Here is a 15,734-nt window from a genome sequence, read left to right as displayed (position 1 = left end):
CCTTGAAACCATGCCGCTTTGCCACATATAAGAACCATCTGAAATCTAGCAAATAAAAGGAAAAAAATCATGGGTAGAATTATCGGTATCGATCTGGGAACCACGAATTCCTGCGTTTCCATCATGGAAAACGGTCAACCAAAGGTAATCGAAAACGCTGAAGGCGCACGCACGACGCCGTCGATTATTGCTTATCAAGAAGATGGCGAAATTCTCGTCGGCGCGCCAGCGAAACGCCAGGCCGTGACCAATCCGAAAAACACGCTGTACGCAGTCAAGCGTCTGATCGGTCGCAAGTTCGACGAAAAAGAAGTGCAAAAAGACATCGCGCTGATGCCGTACCAAATCATGAAAGCCGACAACGGCGATGCATGGATCGGCGTACGCGACAAAAAACTGGCCCCGCCGCAAATTTCGGCTGAAGTGCTGCGCAAGATGAAGAAAACGGCAGAAGACTACCTCGGTGAAGAAGTCACCGAAGCCGTCATCACCGTGCCTGCGTACTTCAACGATTCGCAGCGTCAAGCTACCAAGGATGCCGGCCGTATCGCTGGCCTGGACGTCAAGCGCATCATCAACGAGCCAACCGCGGCAGCGCTGGCGTTCGGCCTGGACAAGGCTGAAAAAGGCGACCGTAAAATCGCCGTGTACGACTTGGGTGGCGGTACGTTCGACGTATCGATCATCGAAATCGCCGATGTAGATGGCGAAAAACAATTTGAAGTGCTGTCGACCAACGGCGACACCTTCCTGGGCGGCGAAGACTTCGACCAGCGCGTCATCGATTACATCATCGACGAGTTCAAGAAGATCAACGGCATCGATCTGAAAAAAGATCCGATCGCTCTGCAGCGCATCAAGGCTTCGGCCGAGCGCGCGAAGATCGAGCTGTCGTCGTCGCAACAGACCGAGATCAACGAGCCCTACATCGCCATGGCGAACGGCGCCCCGGTCCACTTGAACCTGAAGATGACCCGCGCCAAGCTGGAGTCGCTGGTGGAAGAGCTGATCACGGCAACGATGGAACCTTGCCGCACCGCTATCAAGGATGCGGGCGTCAAAGTGTCGGACATCGATGACATCATCCTGGTCGGCGGTATGACCCGTATGCCGAAGGTGCAGGAAAAAGTGAAGGAATTCTTCGGCAAGGAACCACGCAAGGACGTGAACCCGGACGAAGCCGTCGCCGTGGGCGCAGCGATCCAGGGTTCGGTCCTGTCGGGCGAACGCAAGGACTTGCTGTTGCTGGACGTTACTCCCCTGTCCCTGGGTATCGAAACCCTGGGCGGCGTGATGACCAAGATGATCCACAAAAACACGACGATTCCGACCAAGTTCAGCCAGGTCTTCTCGACGGCCGACGACAACCAGCCTGCGGTGACCATCAAGGTCTTCCAGGGTGAGCGCGAAATCGCCGCCGGCAACAAGGGTCTGGGCGAATTCAATCTGGAAGGCATCCCGCCAGCAGCACGCGGTACGCCACAGATCGAAGTGACCTTCGACATCGACGCCAACGGCATCTTGCATGTCGGCGCGAAAGACAAGGCCACCGGCAAGGAAAACAAGATCACGATCAAGGCCAATTCCGGCTTGACCGAGGCGGAAATCCAGAAGATGGTGAAAGACGCCGAGTTGAACGCGGAAGAAGACAAGAAGGTCAAAGAATTGGCCGAGTCGCGCAACCAGGCCGATGCTCTGGTACACTCGACCCGGAAATCCTTGACCGAATACGGCGACAAGCTGGACGCGGGCGAGAAAGAGAAGATCGAAGCGGCGATCACCGACCTGGAAGCAAGCATCAAGGCGGGCGACAAGGCTGAGATCGACGCCAAGGTGGAAGCACTGTCGAGCGCATCGCAGAAACTGGGCGAAAAAATGTATGCCGACATGCAAGCGCAGCAAGCTGCCGGCGGCGCGGAAGGTGCACAGCAAGCTGCTGGCGCATCCGATGCAGGCGCCAAGCAAGACGACGTTGTCGACGCTGACTTCAAAGAAGTCAAAGACAGCAAGTAATTGTCTTGCGCTCCCATGAACTGGGGGCAGCCGGGCTGAACGCTACATCGCGGGATTAGCCGCGAAGACCGGCCGAGCCGAGTCGCTGCGCCTAGCGCAGCACTCGACTCGGCTTTTTCGTGTAATTTTTACATCAGTAGATAGACTGCAAGGTGCCGACAACATGGCAAAGCGTGATTTTTACGAGACACTCGGTGTCGCAAAAAATGCTTCGGAAGAAGAGATCAAAAAGTCTTACCGTAAACTGGCGATGAAATACCATCCGGACCGCAATCCGGATAGCAAGGAATCGGAAGAAAAGTTTAAGGAAGTCAAAGAAGCCTACGAGATGCTGACCAATCCGGAAAAGCGCGACGCGTATGACCGCTACGGTCACGCGGGCGTGGACCCGAACATGGGCGGCGGAGGCGGCTTCGGCGGCGGTGCTGGCGGCTTTGCCGACAGCTTCGGCGATATCTTCGGCGACATCTTTGGCGGCGGCGGTGGACGCAGCCGCAATGCGGGTCCACAGGTGTACCGTGGCGCCGACTTGCGCTACAACCTAGAAATTACACTGGAGCAAGCTGCTCATGGCTTCGACACGACCATCCGCGTGCCGAGCTGGGACAAGTGCGACACTTGCCACGGCAGCGGCGCCAAGCCGGGCACCTCGCCCACCACTTGCGGTACTTGCGGTGGCCACGGCCAGGTGCGCATGCAGCAAGGTTTCTTCAGCATCCAGCAAACCTGCCCGAAATGCCATGGCAGCGGCAAGGTCATCACCGACCCGTGCACGCCATGCGGCGGCGCCGGTCGCATCAAGCGCAACAAGACCCTGGAAGTGAAAATTCCAGTCGGTATCGACAACGGCATGCGTATCCGTTCGTCCGGCAACGGCGAACCGGGCACGAATGGCGGTCCGTCGGGCGACCTGTATGTGGAAATCCACATCAAGCCGCACGCCGTGTTCCAGCGCGAAGGCGACGACCTGCATTGCGAAATGCCGATCTCGTTTGCCAAGGCGGCTTTGGGCGGCGAAATCGAAGTGCCTACCCTGAACGGCAAAGTGTCGTTCACGATTCCTGAAGGCACCCAGTCGGGCAAGACCTTCCGCCTGAAAGGCAAGGGCATCAAGGGCGTGCGCTCCGGTTACGCGGGCGACCTGTTCTGCCACGTGGCCATCGAAACACCCGTGAAACTGACGGAAAAACAGAAAGACCTGCTGCGCGACTTTGAAAAGTCGACGACCGAGGGCGGTGCCAAGCACAGTCCGCAAAGCAAGACCTGGAAAGACAAGGTCAAGGATTTTTTTGAGTAAGCACACGTAAGACCATGCGCCGGGATGCTCACACATCCCGGCGTTTTTTTACCCAGGTTGACTGGCATCTGCGCGTATCGTCCGCTAACGCGGGCGATCGGCGCGCTGCTCAACCGAACTCACAGAATGGGAGCGATATGACCGAACAGAAAAGCGGCCTGGCCCTGGCGGAACTGCTGCAGCGTAACCGCCGCTGGGCCGACTCGATGGTGGCGAAAGACCCGAACTTCTTCAAGAACCTGGAAGCGCAGACCTCGCCCGAATACCTGTGGATCGGCTGTTCCGACAGCCGCGTTCCCGCCAACGAACTGCTGGGCATGGCGCCTGGCGACGTGTTCGTGCACCGCAATATCGCCAATGTGGTCGTGCATTCCGACCTCAATTGCCTGTCCGTCCTGCAATTTGCCGTGGACGTGCTGAAAGTCAAACACATCATCATCGTCGGCCATTACGGCTGCAAGGGCGTGCACGCGGCCATGACGGGCACGCGCATCGGCCTGGTCGACAACTGGCTGCGCCACGTGCAGGACGTGGGCCAGAAGCACGAGCGCTACCTGGGCGACGTGCTGACCAGCCGCCAGCGCGGCGACCGCCTGTGCGAACTGAACGTGGTGGAACAAGTCTTGAACGTGTGCCAGACCACCATCGTGCAAGATGCGTGGGAACGCGGTCAGGAACTCAGCGTCCATGGCTGGGTCTATGGCTTGAAAGATGGCTTGCTGAACGACCTGGAAGTGACCGTCACGGCCGGCCACGAGCTGGCGCCGCGCATGGCGGCCCGCCTGGCCCGCTACGAAGCAACGGCGTAAGCAACGCCGGCGCAGCGCTTACGGCGCGGCGCCGTCGAGGCGGGCCAGGTAATCGGCCGCCTCCTGTACGCCCTCCTGCGCTGCCTGGCGCAGCCAGGTTCTGGCCTGGGGAAGATCCTGGGGCGTGCCCCGGCCTTCGGCCAGCGCCACGCCATAGTGGTAGCGGGCCAGCCGCGCATAGGCGGCGTCATCGTTGGTATGGGCGCCGCGCCGCATCAGCGCCGTCGCCTGCACCAGGTCCTTGGGCACGCCTACGCCCGTTTCATACAGCTGGGCCAGCCAAATCATCGAATACACATCGTTCCAGCGCCGGATGCAGTCTTCAAAGATGGCGACGGCAGCGGCATGGTCGCCCGTCTTGTCGGCCGCATAGCCGTACAAGCACTTGATGCGCTTGTCGCTGCGCACATAGGCTTTGTAGCTGAGGTCGCCTTCATCCTGGCTATCCTGGGCATGGACGGGAACGGCGAACAGCAAGGCGAGCAGCAGGGCGTAGGGGGACATGGCTTTCCTGGGAATCGGTTAAAGCTTGGTAGACAAGCAAGTTGCGTGCTAGCGCAGTCCAGGAGCCATCGAGGCGGGAACGTGCCGCCGCTGTGCCAATTCGGGACAGCGGCTGTTGCGGCGCGGCGCAACGCGCCCCGCATATCCATATAGTAAATGCTTCGTTTGCAGGCAGGGCCGGCCGGCATACAGTGGACTTCCCCTGACTATTTGCGGATTCTTATGTCGGCCGTCCTGAAACCCGTGCTTTCCAGCAGCCATTTCCGTATCGAAACTTTCGATGCCCCGCTCGGCGCGCAAGTGCTGGGACTGGACTTGTCGCAGCCGCTGTCGCTGGGCGACTTCCAGCGCCTGCACCATGCCCACCTCGACCATCACGTGCTGGTGTTCCGCGACCAGCGCATCACGCCGCAGCAGCAGGTGGATTTCAGCCGCCGCTTCGGTCCCCTGCAAATCCACGTGCTGCGCCAGTTCCAGCTGCCCGCGCAACCGGAAGTGCTGATCATCTCGAACATCGTCGAGGATGGCCAGCCCATCGGCCTGGGCGATGCGGGCCATTTCTGGCATTCGGACCTGTCGTACAAGGAAGTGCCCAGCCTCGGCTCCATGCTGCACGCGCAAGAGTTGCCGGACGAGGGCGGCGATACCGTGTTTGCCAACATGCACCTGGCGTGGGAAAGCCTGCCGGCCGCGCTGCGCCATGCCGTGCGCGGTGCCCGTGCCGAGCACAGCTACCTGAGCCAGTATGAGGAATTGCGCCGCCGCAACCCGTGGCGGCCCGCGCTGACGCAGGCGCAGATCGATGAAGTCAAACCCGTGACGCACCCCGTGGTGCGCGTGCACCCGGAAACGGGAAGGCGCGCCCTGTTTGTCAGCGAACATTTCACCACGCGCATCGTCGGTCTGCCCGACGATGAAAGCCGTGCCCTGCTCGACGAACTGTTCGCCCACAGCGTGCGCCCCGAGCATTTATATGTGCACCGCTGGCAGCCGCATGACCTGGTGTTCTGGGACAACCGTTCCCTGATGCACCTGGCGACGGGTTGCCCTCCCGATCAGCGCCGCAAGCTGTATCGCACCACCATCGAAGGCGATGCGCCGTACTGATTTTTTCCCGTAGCCAGACCCAAGGAGTGTCCATGTTGCCGATCTTTACCTTTCCCCGTCGCCTGCTCGCCGCCTTCATCCTGCTGTGCATGGCGATGCCCATGGCCCGGGCCGAAGGACAGATCCGCATCGCGGGCCAGCACGGCATCACCTTCTTGCTGCTTAATATTGCGCAGGAACAGAAACTGATCGAAAAGCATGGCAAGCAGCAGGGCGTGGACGTCAAAGTCGAGTGGATTACCCTGTCCGGCGGCCCGGCCATCAATGACGCTTTGTTGTCCGGCAATATCGATATCGCGGGCGCGGGCCTGGGGCCGCTGCTGACCATCTGGGACCGCACGAAAGGCCGGCAGAACGTGCGCGGCGTGGCTTCGCTGGGCAACTTTCCCTACTATTTGATCAGCAACAATCCCAAGGTGAAAACCCTGGCGGACTTGACGGACAAGGACCGCATCGCCTTGCCCGCCGTGTCCGTCTCCGTCCAGGCGAGGATATTGCAGATGGCGGTGGCGAAACAGTGGGGCGACAAGGAATTCGCCCGCCTCGATAAAATCACGCAAACCCTGCCGCACCCGGACGCGGCGGCTGCCATCATCGCCGGCGGCACGGAGCTGACGGGCCACTTCGGCAATTCGCCGTTCCAGGAACAGGAGCTGGCGCAAAACCCGAACGCCCATATCCTCCTGAATTCGTATGACGTGCAGGGCGGGCCCAGCTCGTCGACCCTGCTGTATGCGACGGAAAAATACCGCAAGGACAATCCCAAGACTTACCGCGCCTTCATCGCCGCGCTGGCGGAAGCGGCGCAGTATGCGAGCAGCAATCCACAGGGGGCGGCCGACATCTACATCAAGGTAAACAAGAGCAAGGTGGACCGCAATCTGCTGCTGAAAATTTTTGCCAACCCGCAAGTGCAATTCAAGATCGCTCCGCAAAATACCTATGGCCTGGCGCAATTTCTGCATCGCGTGAACGCCATCCGTAACCTGCCCGACAGCTGGCGCGATTATTTCTTTGACGACCCTGCCATCACGCAAGGAGGCTGACATGAACGCACCCGCCTTTCATTTGGTGCGCCCGCCCGTGGCGGTGGCACCCTTGCTCAGCGTCAGGAATGTCAGCCTGGAATACCGGACGGAACAGCGCACCGTGCGCGCCACGCACGACGTCAGTTTCGACGTGTTCCGGGGCGACCGTTTTGTGCTGCTGGGACCGTCCGGCTGCGGCAAGTCGTCCCTGCTGAAAGCCGTGGCCGGTTTCATTGCGCCGCGCGCGGGCAGCATCACCATGCAGGAAAAAATCATCACGAAGCCGGGGCCGGACAGGGTCGTCGTGTTCCAGGAATTCGACCAGTTGCCGCCCTGGAAAACCGTGCTGGAAAACGTCATGTTCCCCTTGCTTGCCAGCAAGCGGCTGGACAAGGTGGCGGCCCGCGAGCGCGCCCATCACTGGATCGCCAAGGTGGGCCTGGCCGGTTTTGAATATGCCCATCCGCATACTTTGTCGGGCGGCATGAAGCAGCGGGTGGCCATCGCGCGCGCGCTGGCCATGCAGCCGGAAGTGCTGCTGATGGATGAACCGTTTGCCGCCCTCGACGCCCTCACGCGGCGCAAGATGCAGGAAGAGCTGAGCCGCCTGTGGGAAGAGCTGCGTTTTACGCTCGTGTTCGTCACGCATTCGATCGAGGAAGCCTTGGTCGTGGGTAACCGCATCCTGCTGCTGTCGCCCCATCCGGGCCGCGTGCGCGCCGAGCTGAACAGCCATCAGTTCGGCTTGTACAGCGGGGGCAGCGCGGAATTCCAGGCCGCCAGCAGCCGCATCCACGGTCTGCTGTTTGATGAGGACGTGGTTCCCGTCCAGCACGAGGACCAGCCGCAGCGGGAGGCCGTATGAGCGCGCTGCTGGAACCACCGATCCGTCAGGAGTTCGTGTACGCGGCGCCGCCGCCGGCCGGCGTGGCTGTCGAACGGCCGTTGTCGCGCTGGCAGCGCCTGGGCCAGCATGCGCTGTGGCGCAAGGCCTTCATTTTGCTTGGCCTCGCTTTGCTGTGGGAGGGCGCGGCGCGCTGGACGCACAACGATTTATTGTTGCCCAGTTTTCTGCAGACGGCGCAGGCGTTCATCGGCGGTATCGCCAGCGGCGAATTGCTCACGCGTACGGCCGCCTCCCTCTTCGTCTTGCTGCAGGGCTATGCGGTGGGCGTGCTGGCTGCCTTCGTGCTGACCTTGCTAGCCGTGTCCAGCCGCATCGGACGCGATGTGCTGGAAACCCTGACGGCCATGCTCAATCCCTTGCCCGCCATCGCCCTGCTGCCGCTGGCCTTGCTGTGGTTCGGCCTGGGACGCGCCAGCCTGATCTTCGTCATCGTCCATTCCGTGATGTGGCCGCTGGCCTTGAATACGTATGCGGGCTTCCAGGGCGTGCCCGAGACCCTGCGCATGGCGGGCCGCAACTACGGGCTGAGCGGCTTGCGCCTGGTGCTGCACATCCTCGTGCCGGGCGCCTTGCCGTCCATCGTCTCGGGCTTGAAGATCGGCTGGGCGTTTGCCTGGCGCACCCTGATCGCGGCCGAACTGGTATTTGGTACCACGTCGGGCCAGGGCGGCCTGGGCTGGTACATCTTCCAGAACCGCAACGAGCTGTACACGGACAAGGTGTTTGCGGGCCTGGCAGCCGTCATCGTCATCGGTCTGCTGGTGGAAAACATCGGCTTTCGCAGCCTGGAACGCGTCACCCTGAAACGCTGGGGCATGCAGCGGTAGCTATTTCAGCATGCTGCGCGCCGCCACGACGATTTGCCGCGACAGCTGTTCCAGGCGCGGCGACTGCACCTTCCACGTGTGCCAGTACAGGGCCACGTCGGCCGGGGTCTTGGGCGTGAGCATTTCCACCAGTTCGCCGTCCGCATTCGCCTTGAGCAGCAATTCCGGCACCATGCCGTAGCCCAGGCCGTAGCGGATGGCGTTGAAGTGCGAGGTGGCGCCCGGCACGTAATGGCAGGGGTAGGCGCCTTCGGGCAAGCCCAGCGCTTCCTGCAGGTACGACGACTGCAAGGTGTCCTTGCGCGTGTAGGCGACGACGGGCGCCGTGCGCGCCGCCTTGCGCGTCAGGCCATGCGCGAACCACTGCTGGCGGAACGCGGGCGTAGCCACCAGCCAGTAGCGCATCACGCCCAGCGGCTCGGCCGTGCAGCCGCGCATGGGTTTTGCTTCCGTGCTGATGCAGCCGATGGCCATGCCCGTTTCCAGCAAGGTATAGGTGTGGTCCTGGTCTTCCACGGTCAGGTCCAGCAGCACGCGCTCGCGTATCAGCACTTCGGACAGGGCAGGGAAGAACCAGGTGCCCATCGAATCGGCGTTCAGCGCCAGCACCAGGGTCAGCGGGGCATCCTGTTGCACCGCCAGTTCCGCTTCCAGGTCCGCTTCCAGCAGCTTGGCCCGCTTTAGGTACTGCATCAGGCGCTGGCCCATGCGCGTGGCGCGCGCGGGACGGCTGCGCACGATCAGCGCGTTGCCCAGCTGGCTTTCCAGCGCCCGCACGCGCTGCGAAATGGCGGGCGAGGTCAGGTGCAGCTGCAGCGCCGCCTGTTCGAAACTGCCCGTTTCGACGACGGCGCGGAACGCTTCCGTGTGCTTGGGATTCAGGTTCATGGTGCGCGCCTAACATAAGAAAAATTTATCAATACTAAATAATACTTACTTTTTATAAGGATAGGTGTGTTGCAGTGCACAATGCTTCTTTGATGGAGTGCCGCGCGCCTGCGCGGGGCCTCCTGGCAGCAAGGGAATGACCATATGGACACGCAAGATACGGCACAGGACAGTGAAAAAAGCGGCGCGAAAGACAGCGCGAAAGACGGCAGCGGCGCCGCCCGCAAGCCGCCATCGAAGCTGGTGCGCAATCTGAAATTCGGCCTGGGACTGACCCTGGGCCTGGGCTTGTCCGCAGCCCTGGCGGGCGGTTACTGGCTGCGCCAGGCATGGCAGGACCTGCCGGCCGTCGAGCATCTGGCCCAGTACAAGCCCGCGCTGCCGCTGCGGATTTTTTCCAGCGAAGGCGAGCTGCTGGCCGAATACGGCGAAGAGCGCCGCGAATTCCTGCCCTTGAAGGATATCCCCCTGCGCATGCGCCAGGCTTTATTGGCCATCGAGGATGCGCGCTTCTACGAACACGGCGCCGTCGACTTCTATGGCCTCACGCGCGCGACCCTGGCCAACGTCGTCACGGGCCACCATGCGCAGGGCGCCAGCACCATCACCATGCAGGTGGCGCGCGACTTCTTCCTGTCGCGCGAAAAGACCGTGCAGCGTAAGCTGACGGAGATGCTGCTCGCCTACAAGCTGGAACAGCACTACAGCAAGGACAAGCTGCTGGAACTGTATATGAACCAGATTTACCTGGGCGAGCGTTCCTACGGCTTTTCCGCCGCCTCGAACATCTATTTCGACAAGCCCCTGGCCGAGGTCAGCATCGCCGAAGCGGCCATGCTGGCCGGCTTGCCCAAGGCGCCATCGGCCTACAATCCCGTTGCGAATCCCCAGCGCGCCACCGTGCGCCAGCATTACATCCTGCAGCGCATGCGTGAACTGGGCTACATCACGCCGGCCGAATACGAGGCTGCCGTGGCGGAAAAGCTGGCCCTGAACAAGGACCGCAACAGCTCCGTGCACGCGGCCGCGTATGCGGTCGAGGAAGCGCGCCAGCTGATCCTGCAAAGCTATCCCGAAGGGGCCTACAGCATGGGCCTGGACGTGACGACCACCATCCGCATGGCGCCGCAGCGGGCAGCCGACAAGTCGCTGCGCGACGGCTTGCTGAACGCGCAGGCGCGGCGCGGCTACCGCGGCCCGGAAGCGCGCCTGGCCGCTTCGCAAGACAGCGTGGCGCGCCAGCTGGCCGCCTATCCGGACAGCGGCGAGCTGCGCGCCGCGCTGGTGCGCAAGGTGGAGAGCACCGGCGCGCGCCAGATCAAGGCGCAGCTGCGCAATGGCGACGAGATCGTGCTCGCGGCCTCGGATGCGCGCCTGGGCGGCAAGCTGCAGTGGGATGGCAAGCGCGCCATCGTCGAAGGCAGCGTGATCCGCGTGCTGCACGACGGGGCCAAGAACCGCTGGCTGGTGAGCCAGCTGCCCGAGATGGAAGGCGCGCTCATTTCCGTCGATGCGCACAGCGGCGAGATCGTCGCCATGGCGGGCGGCTTCGATTTCTACCGCAACCACTACAACCACGCCACGCAGGCTTACCGCCAGCCCGGTTCCAGCTTCAAGCCCTTCGTGTATTCGGCGGCGCTGGAAAAGGGATATTTTCCCGGCACGGCCGTCGACGATACGCAGCGCCTGCTGCTGCCGCAGGAAACGGGCGCGCAGCCGTGGCGGCCGCGCAATTACGGCAACAACTATGAAGGCTTCATCAGCGTGCGGCGCGGCCTGGTGCGCTCGAAAAACCTGGTGGCCGTCAGCCTGATGCAGGCGGCCGGTCCCGGCTACGTGCAGTACTACGCCACGCGCTTCGGTTTCGAGAGCGCGCGCAATCCCGTCTCCTTGCCGCTGGCCTTGGGCGCGGGCGCCGTCACCCCGCTGCAACTGGCGCAATCGTATGCCGTGTTTGCCAACGGCGGCGTGCAGATGCCGCCGAAACTGATCAAGGAAGTGCGCGGCCGCAGCGGCGCGGTGCTGTACAGCGATGCGGCGCCCCGTGCCAAGGGCGAGCCGGCACCCGGCACGCAAGTGATCTCCACGCGCAATGCCTACGTCATGGACAGCATGCTGCGCGACGTCGTCAAGAGCGGCACGGGACGCGGAGCGCTGGCGCTGGGCAGGGGCGACGCGGCCGGCAAGACGGGCACATCGAATAACGCGTACGACGCCTGGTTCGCCGGCTATTCCTCGGGCCTCGTCTCCGTCGTCTGGCTCGGCTACGACCAGCCTAAGAGCCTGGGCAACGCCACGGGCGGGACGCTGGCGCTGCCCGTCTGGCGCGACTACATGCAGGTGGCCGTGCAAGGCCGCCGCGAACAGGTATTGGCCGAACCGCAGGGCCTGGCCCTGCTCGATGGCGATTACGTGTATGCCGAATACCTGGCCGGCAACTGCCTGCAGGACAGCCATGCCTTCATCCACAGCAGCGTCAGCTGCGGCAGCGGCGCGCCCGGCAGCCTGGGCGCCGACACGCGCCTGGCCAACGGCGAACAGCGCGGCACCAGCGGCGCCGGCCACGAGGCGCGGGCCCTGAGCGAAGCGCGCGAACGCGAACAAATTCTCAAATCATTTTCGGAAGAGTAAGACCATGCTGTTATATACGATTTACCTGGTGGCGATTGTCGCCGAAGCGATGTCCGGCGCCATCATGGGCATGCGGCGCGGCATGGACTTGTTCGGCATCTGCATGATCGGCACCGTCACGGCGCTGGGCGGCGGCACCGTGCGCGACGTGCTGCTGGGGCACTATCCGCTGGGCTGGATCGCGCATCCCGAGTACCTGCTGTTTACCATCGGCGCGGCCATCGTCACGGCCTTTGTCGCGCGCTACCTGCACCATTTGCGCGCCGTCTTCCTGCTGGTCGATGGCCTGGGCCTGGTGGCGTTCTGCGTGATCGGCTGCGACATCGCCATGTCGGCCAAGATGCATCCGGCCATCGTCGTGCTGGCGGGGATGATCACGGGCGTCTTCGGCGGCCTGCTGCGCGACATCCTGTGCAACCAGATTCCCCTCGTGCTGCAGCGCGAAGTGTATGCCACCGTGGCCCTGTTTACGGGCAGCCTGTACGTGGGCCTGCTGTACTTCCAGGTCGACAGCTCGGTGGCCCAGCTGGCATCCATCGGCGCCGGTTTCCTGTTCCGTTTCCTGGCCCTGCATTTCGAGTGGCGTTTGCCGAATTTTAACGGCGACCGCATCCGGGGTTTCGAGTAGCGGCAGCTGCGCGACTATTTTTACGCGCCTTTAACCCCTTTTTCTCCGCCGCTGCGTTTCATGTTGGACACCCCAGCCAACCGGAGAAGAAGCGATGTCCAGCGCCCTCAAGATCACCGTGATACTGTCCCTGCTGCTGTCGGCAGGCTGCCATGCCGCCGGCACGGCGCCGCGCAAGACCCTGGCGCCGTTTGCCAGCGAGCAGGCGTTGAGCAGCTACCTGCAGCAAGTGCAGGCGCGCCAGGAGGCGCTGCTGCTGAAGCAGCAGAAACTGCAGCGTGCCACGGCGCAGTACATGGCCGCGCCCCCGCCGGCGCCCCCGGCCGCGCCCATGGTGGCGAAAGCGGCACCGGCGGCATCGGCGGAGGCGGCCGAATCGGTCACCAATGTGCAGACGGCGGGCGTGGACGAAGGCGGCATCGTCAAGCTGCATGGCAAGCACCTGGTGATGCTCCGACGCGGCAAGCTGTTTACCGTGCAGGTGGGCGGCAATGCCTTGCAGCCCGTCGCCTCGCTCGACGCGTTCGCGCCTGGCAGCGATCCGTCGGGCAACTGGTATGACGAGATGCTGATCGATGGCGACACGGTGGTGGTGATCGGCTACAGCTACAGCCGCGGCGGCACGGAGATCGGCCTGTTCGACATCGCGGCAGACGGCAAGCTGGCCTACCGTTCCACCTACCACCTGCGCTCCAACGATTACTATTCCTCGCGCAATTACGCGAGCCGTTTGATCGGCAGCAAGCTGGTGTTTTACTCGCCCTTGTCGCTGAACCTGCGCCGTGGCGACCCGTTCGGCGGCTTTCCCGCGCTGCGCCGCTGGCGTCCCGACGCCGTGCCATCGGACTTCAAGCGCATCGCTCCGGCCACGCGCATCTACCGCACCGACGACGAACCGGAACCGGGTACCAGTCTGGCCCTGCACACGGTCACCGTGTGCGACCTGGCGCAGCGCGACATGCGCTGCGAAGCCACCGCCGTCATGGGGCCGCAAGGGCGCGTGTTCTACGTCTCGGGAGAATCCGTGTACGTGTGGACGACGCGCCGGGGCAGCGATTCGGGCCTGTTCCGCATCCCCCTCGACGGCAGCGCGCCCAGCGCCCTCAAAGTGGCCGGCGCACCCGTCGACCAGTTCTCGTTCCTGGAAAGCGCTGACGGCCACCTGAACGTCCTGCTGCGCTCCGAAGGGCAGGGCGACGCCATGTGGGATGGCACGCGGGGCCGGGGCGACATGGCCTTGCTGCGCGTGCCCCTGGCCTCGTTTTCCGATGGCCGCGACAGCGCGCCGGCCGGCAGCTACCAGCCGCTACCCGGCGGTGGGGGCTATGGACTGCAGAACCGCTATGTGGGTGCGTATCTGTTGTACGGCAATCCGGGCAATCCCGGACGCCGCAAGGCAGACCAGGCCTGGCCGCGCCAGCCCTTGTATGCCGTGCGCTGGGCCGATGGGGGCAGCGTGCAAGCCTTGTCCCTGCCGCACGGCGTGGAACGCATCGAAGCGCTGGGCGATGACGCCGTGGTGATCGGCGCGCAGGGCAAGGATCTGTATTTCAGCAGCATCCGCCTGGGGGCGCAGGCGGCGGTTGCCACGCGCTATATCCGTGCCGATGCGGTGCAGGGCGAATCGCGCAGCCACGGCTTTTTCTACAAGCCGCAAGCGGCAAACGAGGGCGTGATCGGCCTGCCCATCCTGGGCGCGGACGAGCGGCCAGGCTTGAACAAGTCATCGGCGTCCGTGCTGTACCTGCGTAACAGCGGCTTGCAATTGATGGAACTGGGCGCGCTGGCGGCGCGGCCCGGTCAGCCCCCGGACGATGGCTGCCGCGCGTCCTGCGTGGACTGGTATGGCAATGCGCGTCCCCTGTTCCTGCAGGGCCGGGTCTTCGCCTTGCTCGGCTATGAACTGGTGGAAGGCGCGCTCAAGGAAGGGCAGGTCCGCGAAGTGCGCCGCATCAGCTATGCGCCAGTTGCACGCTGACGCGATGGTGAGCGACGCGCGGCATTTGTCGCTGCCGCGCAGTTCGGCTACACTGGATCGCATGCCCGACACCCTACTCACTGCCACGGATGAAGACCTGATGCTGCGCTACGGCGCCGGCGACCTGCCGGCGTTCCGCGAATTGTACCGGCGCCATAGCCAGGGCCTGTACCGCTTCGTGGCCTGGCGCGCACCGCGCCGCGCGTGGGTGGACGAGATCGTGCAGGATGCCTGGGCCAGCCTGCATGCGGTGCGCACGGGCTACCAGCCGCAGGCCGCGTTTCGCACCTATCTGTACCAGATCGCGCGCAACCGCCTGATCGACCTGCTGCGCCAGCGGGAAGGGCAGGAACAGGAGGAAACGGGCGAACTGGCGGACGAGGGCGCATCGCCGCTGCAGTCGCTGGAGCAGAAACGGCAGCACGCGCTGCTGCATGCGGCCATCGCGGCGCTGCCGGCCGAGCAAAAGGAAGCGCTGGTGCTGCAGCAGTTCAGCGGCATGAGCATCCAGGATATCGCCGTGGTGACGGGGGCGGAAGCGGAAACCGTCAAGAGCCGGCTGCGCTACGCCATGCAGAAGCTGCGGGCAGGACTGGACAGTGCCAATGGCGCGGGAGGACAGGCATGAATACGCACAATCAAGATAACGACGAACGGCACGACGAGGAATTGAACGCGCTGCTGGCCAGCTTGCCGCAGCCGGCGCCTTCCAGCGCGCTCGATGCGGCCATCCTGGCCGATGCGGAAAAGGCCTTGCACCAGCCGGCAGCGGCCAACGACAGCGCCGATGGCGTGCTGCGCACCTTGCCGGCGAAAAAGGCGCCCGATTCCCTGCAGCGCTGGCGCGTTCCGCTGGGCCTGGCCGCCGCCGTGCTGCTGACGGTGAATATGATCGGCGTGGACTGGTTCGGCTCGAAGCCGGCGCAATTCCCCGTGGTAGGCGAGCCGGTCACGCAGGATGCGATGCCCGCGCCCGCCGCCACGGCGTCTGTTCCGCCGCTGGCTGCTGACGCGGCGCCGCAGCCAGCACCGCAGCCAGCACCATTGTCGGCAGCGCCGGCACCGCGCGCGCTGGCCAAGATGGCCATCGAAGATCCGGCCGCCAAGCAAAGCGCGC

13 protein-coding genes and 1 pseudogene are annotated in these 15,734 nt (G+C 63.6%); 12 read left to right on the top strand and 2 right to left on the bottom strand.

Annotation, left to right across the window (positions count from 1 at the left end):
• The first annotated feature begins 69 nt into the window (after positions 1 to 69).
• The 3 genes from dnaK to can all read left to right on the top strand — a co-directional run bounded on the left by dnaK (position 70) and on the right by can (position 4,119).
• Entirely contained in the window at positions 70 to 2,013 is a 1,944-nt protein-coding gene (dnaK, locus tag GCN75_RS07925) for a molecular chaperone DnaK (RefSeq protein ID WP_152282079.1), read from the top strand.
• A gap of 163 nt (positions 2,014 to 2,176) precedes the next feature.
• On the top strand, positions 2,177 to 3,310 hold the full coding sequence (dnaJ, locus tag GCN75_RS07920) for a molecular chaperone DnaJ (RefSeq protein WP_086147258.1): 1,134 nt from the start codon (positions 2,177 to 2,179) through the stop codon (positions 3,308 to 3,310).
• A gap of 137 nt (positions 3,311 to 3,447) precedes the next feature.
• Positions 3,448 to 4,119: a carbonate dehydratase gene (can, locus tag GCN75_RS07915; RefSeq protein ID WP_152254903.1), complete on the top strand. Its 672-nt coding sequence runs from the start codon at positions 3,448 to 3,450 to the stop codon at positions 4,117 to 4,119.
• 18 nt (positions 4,120 to 4,137) lie between these two features.
• Here the strand turns inward: can and GCN75_RS07910 are convergent, their stop codons facing one another.
• On the bottom strand, positions 4,138 to 4,623 hold the full coding sequence (locus GCN75_RS07910) for a tetratricopeptide repeat protein (protein ID WP_152282078.1): 486 nt from the start codon (positions 4,621 to 4,623) through the stop codon (positions 4,138 to 4,140).
• A 222-nt stretch (positions 4,624 to 4,845) separates the two neighbouring features.
• Between GCN75_RS07910 and GCN75_RS07905 the strand changes: the two genes are divergently transcribed.
• From GCN75_RS07905 to GCN75_RS07890, 4 genes are read left to right on the top strand one after another with little or no spacing between them, the layout of a single operon-like run.
• The gene (locus GCN75_RS07905) at positions 4,846 to 5,730 is read left to right on the top strand and encodes a TauD/TfdA dioxygenase family protein (protein WP_152282077.1); all 885 of its coding nucleotides are present in this window, start codon (positions 4,846 to 4,848) and stop codon (positions 5,728 to 5,730) included.
• Between the two features lie 32 nt (positions 5,731 to 5,762).
• On the top strand, positions 5,763 to 6,776 hold the full coding sequence (locus tag GCN75_RS07900) for an ABC transporter substrate-binding protein (RefSeq protein WP_152282076.1): 1,014 nt from the start codon (positions 5,763 to 5,765) through the stop codon (positions 6,774 to 6,776).
• A gap of 1 nt (position 6,777) precedes the next feature.
• Positions 6,778 to 7,623 (top strand): ABC transporter ATP-binding protein, encoded by an 846-nt coding sequence (locus GCN75_RS07895; RefSeq protein WP_152282075.1) that lies wholly within the window; start codon positions 6,778 to 6,780, stop codon positions 7,621 to 7,623.
• The gene (locus GCN75_RS07890) at positions 7,620 to 8,492 is read left to right on the top strand and encodes an ABC transporter permease (protein ID WP_152282074.1); all 873 of its coding nucleotides are present in this window, start codon (positions 7,620 to 7,622) and stop codon (positions 8,490 to 8,492) included. The genes GCN75_RS07895 and GCN75_RS07890 overlap by 4 nt, the downstream gene beginning before the upstream one ends.
• On the opposite strand, the gene GCN75_RS07885 is transcribed toward GCN75_RS07890, so the two are convergent.
• Positions 8,493 to 9,380: an HTH-type transcriptional regulator ArgP gene (locus GCN75_RS07885; RefSeq protein WP_152282073.1), complete on the bottom strand. Its 888-nt coding sequence runs from the start codon at positions 9,378 to 9,380 to the stop codon at positions 8,493 to 8,495.
• A gap of 144 nt (positions 9,381 to 9,524) precedes the next feature.
• On the opposite strand from GCN75_RS07885, the gene GCN75_RS07880 reads away from it, so the two are divergent.
• The 5 genes and pseudogenes from GCN75_RS07880 to GCN75_RS07860 form a co-directional block, all read left to right on the top strand.
• Positions 9,525 to 12,011, top strand: a complete 2,487-nt coding sequence (locus GCN75_RS07880; protein ID WP_193317414.1) for a penicillin-binding protein 1A — start codon at positions 9,525 to 9,527, stop codon at positions 12,009 to 12,011.
• Positions 12,012 to 12,015: 4 nt separating this feature from the next.
• On the top strand, positions 12,016 to 12,639 hold the full coding sequence (locus GCN75_RS07875; RefSeq protein ID WP_152254911.1) for a trimeric intracellular cation channel family protein: 624 nt from the start codon (positions 12,016 to 12,018) through the stop codon (positions 12,637 to 12,639).
• Between the two features lie 94 nt (positions 12,640 to 12,733).
• A complete protein-coding gene (locus tag GCN75_RS07870) occupies positions 12,734 to 14,617 on the top strand; it encodes a beta-propeller domain-containing protein (RefSeq protein WP_152282072.1) in 1,884 nt (627 codons plus the stop codon).
• Between the two features lie 61 nt (positions 14,618 to 14,678).
• Positions 14,679 to 15,245, top strand: coding sequence for a sigma-70 family RNA polymerase sigma factor (locus GCN75_RS07865; RefSeq protein ID WP_226938802.1), 567 nt, complete (start codon positions 14,679 to 14,681; stop codon positions 15,243 to 15,245).
• A pseudogene (locus tag GCN75_RS07860) lies at positions 15,242 to 15,734 on the top strand (hypothetical protein); the annotation flags it as partial. The gene GCN75_RS07865 and the pseudogene GCN75_RS07860, both read left to right, overlap by 4 nt.

Source organism: Janthinobacterium violaceinigrum (assembly GCF_009208555.1).
GTDB classification, from domain to species: Bacteria; Pseudomonadota; Gammaproteobacteria; order Burkholderiales; family Burkholderiaceae_D; genus Janthinobacterium; species Janthinobacterium violaceinigrum.
Note: the sequence above shows the minus strand (reverse complement) of the source record. Positions and strands in the feature narration are given on the sequence as shown.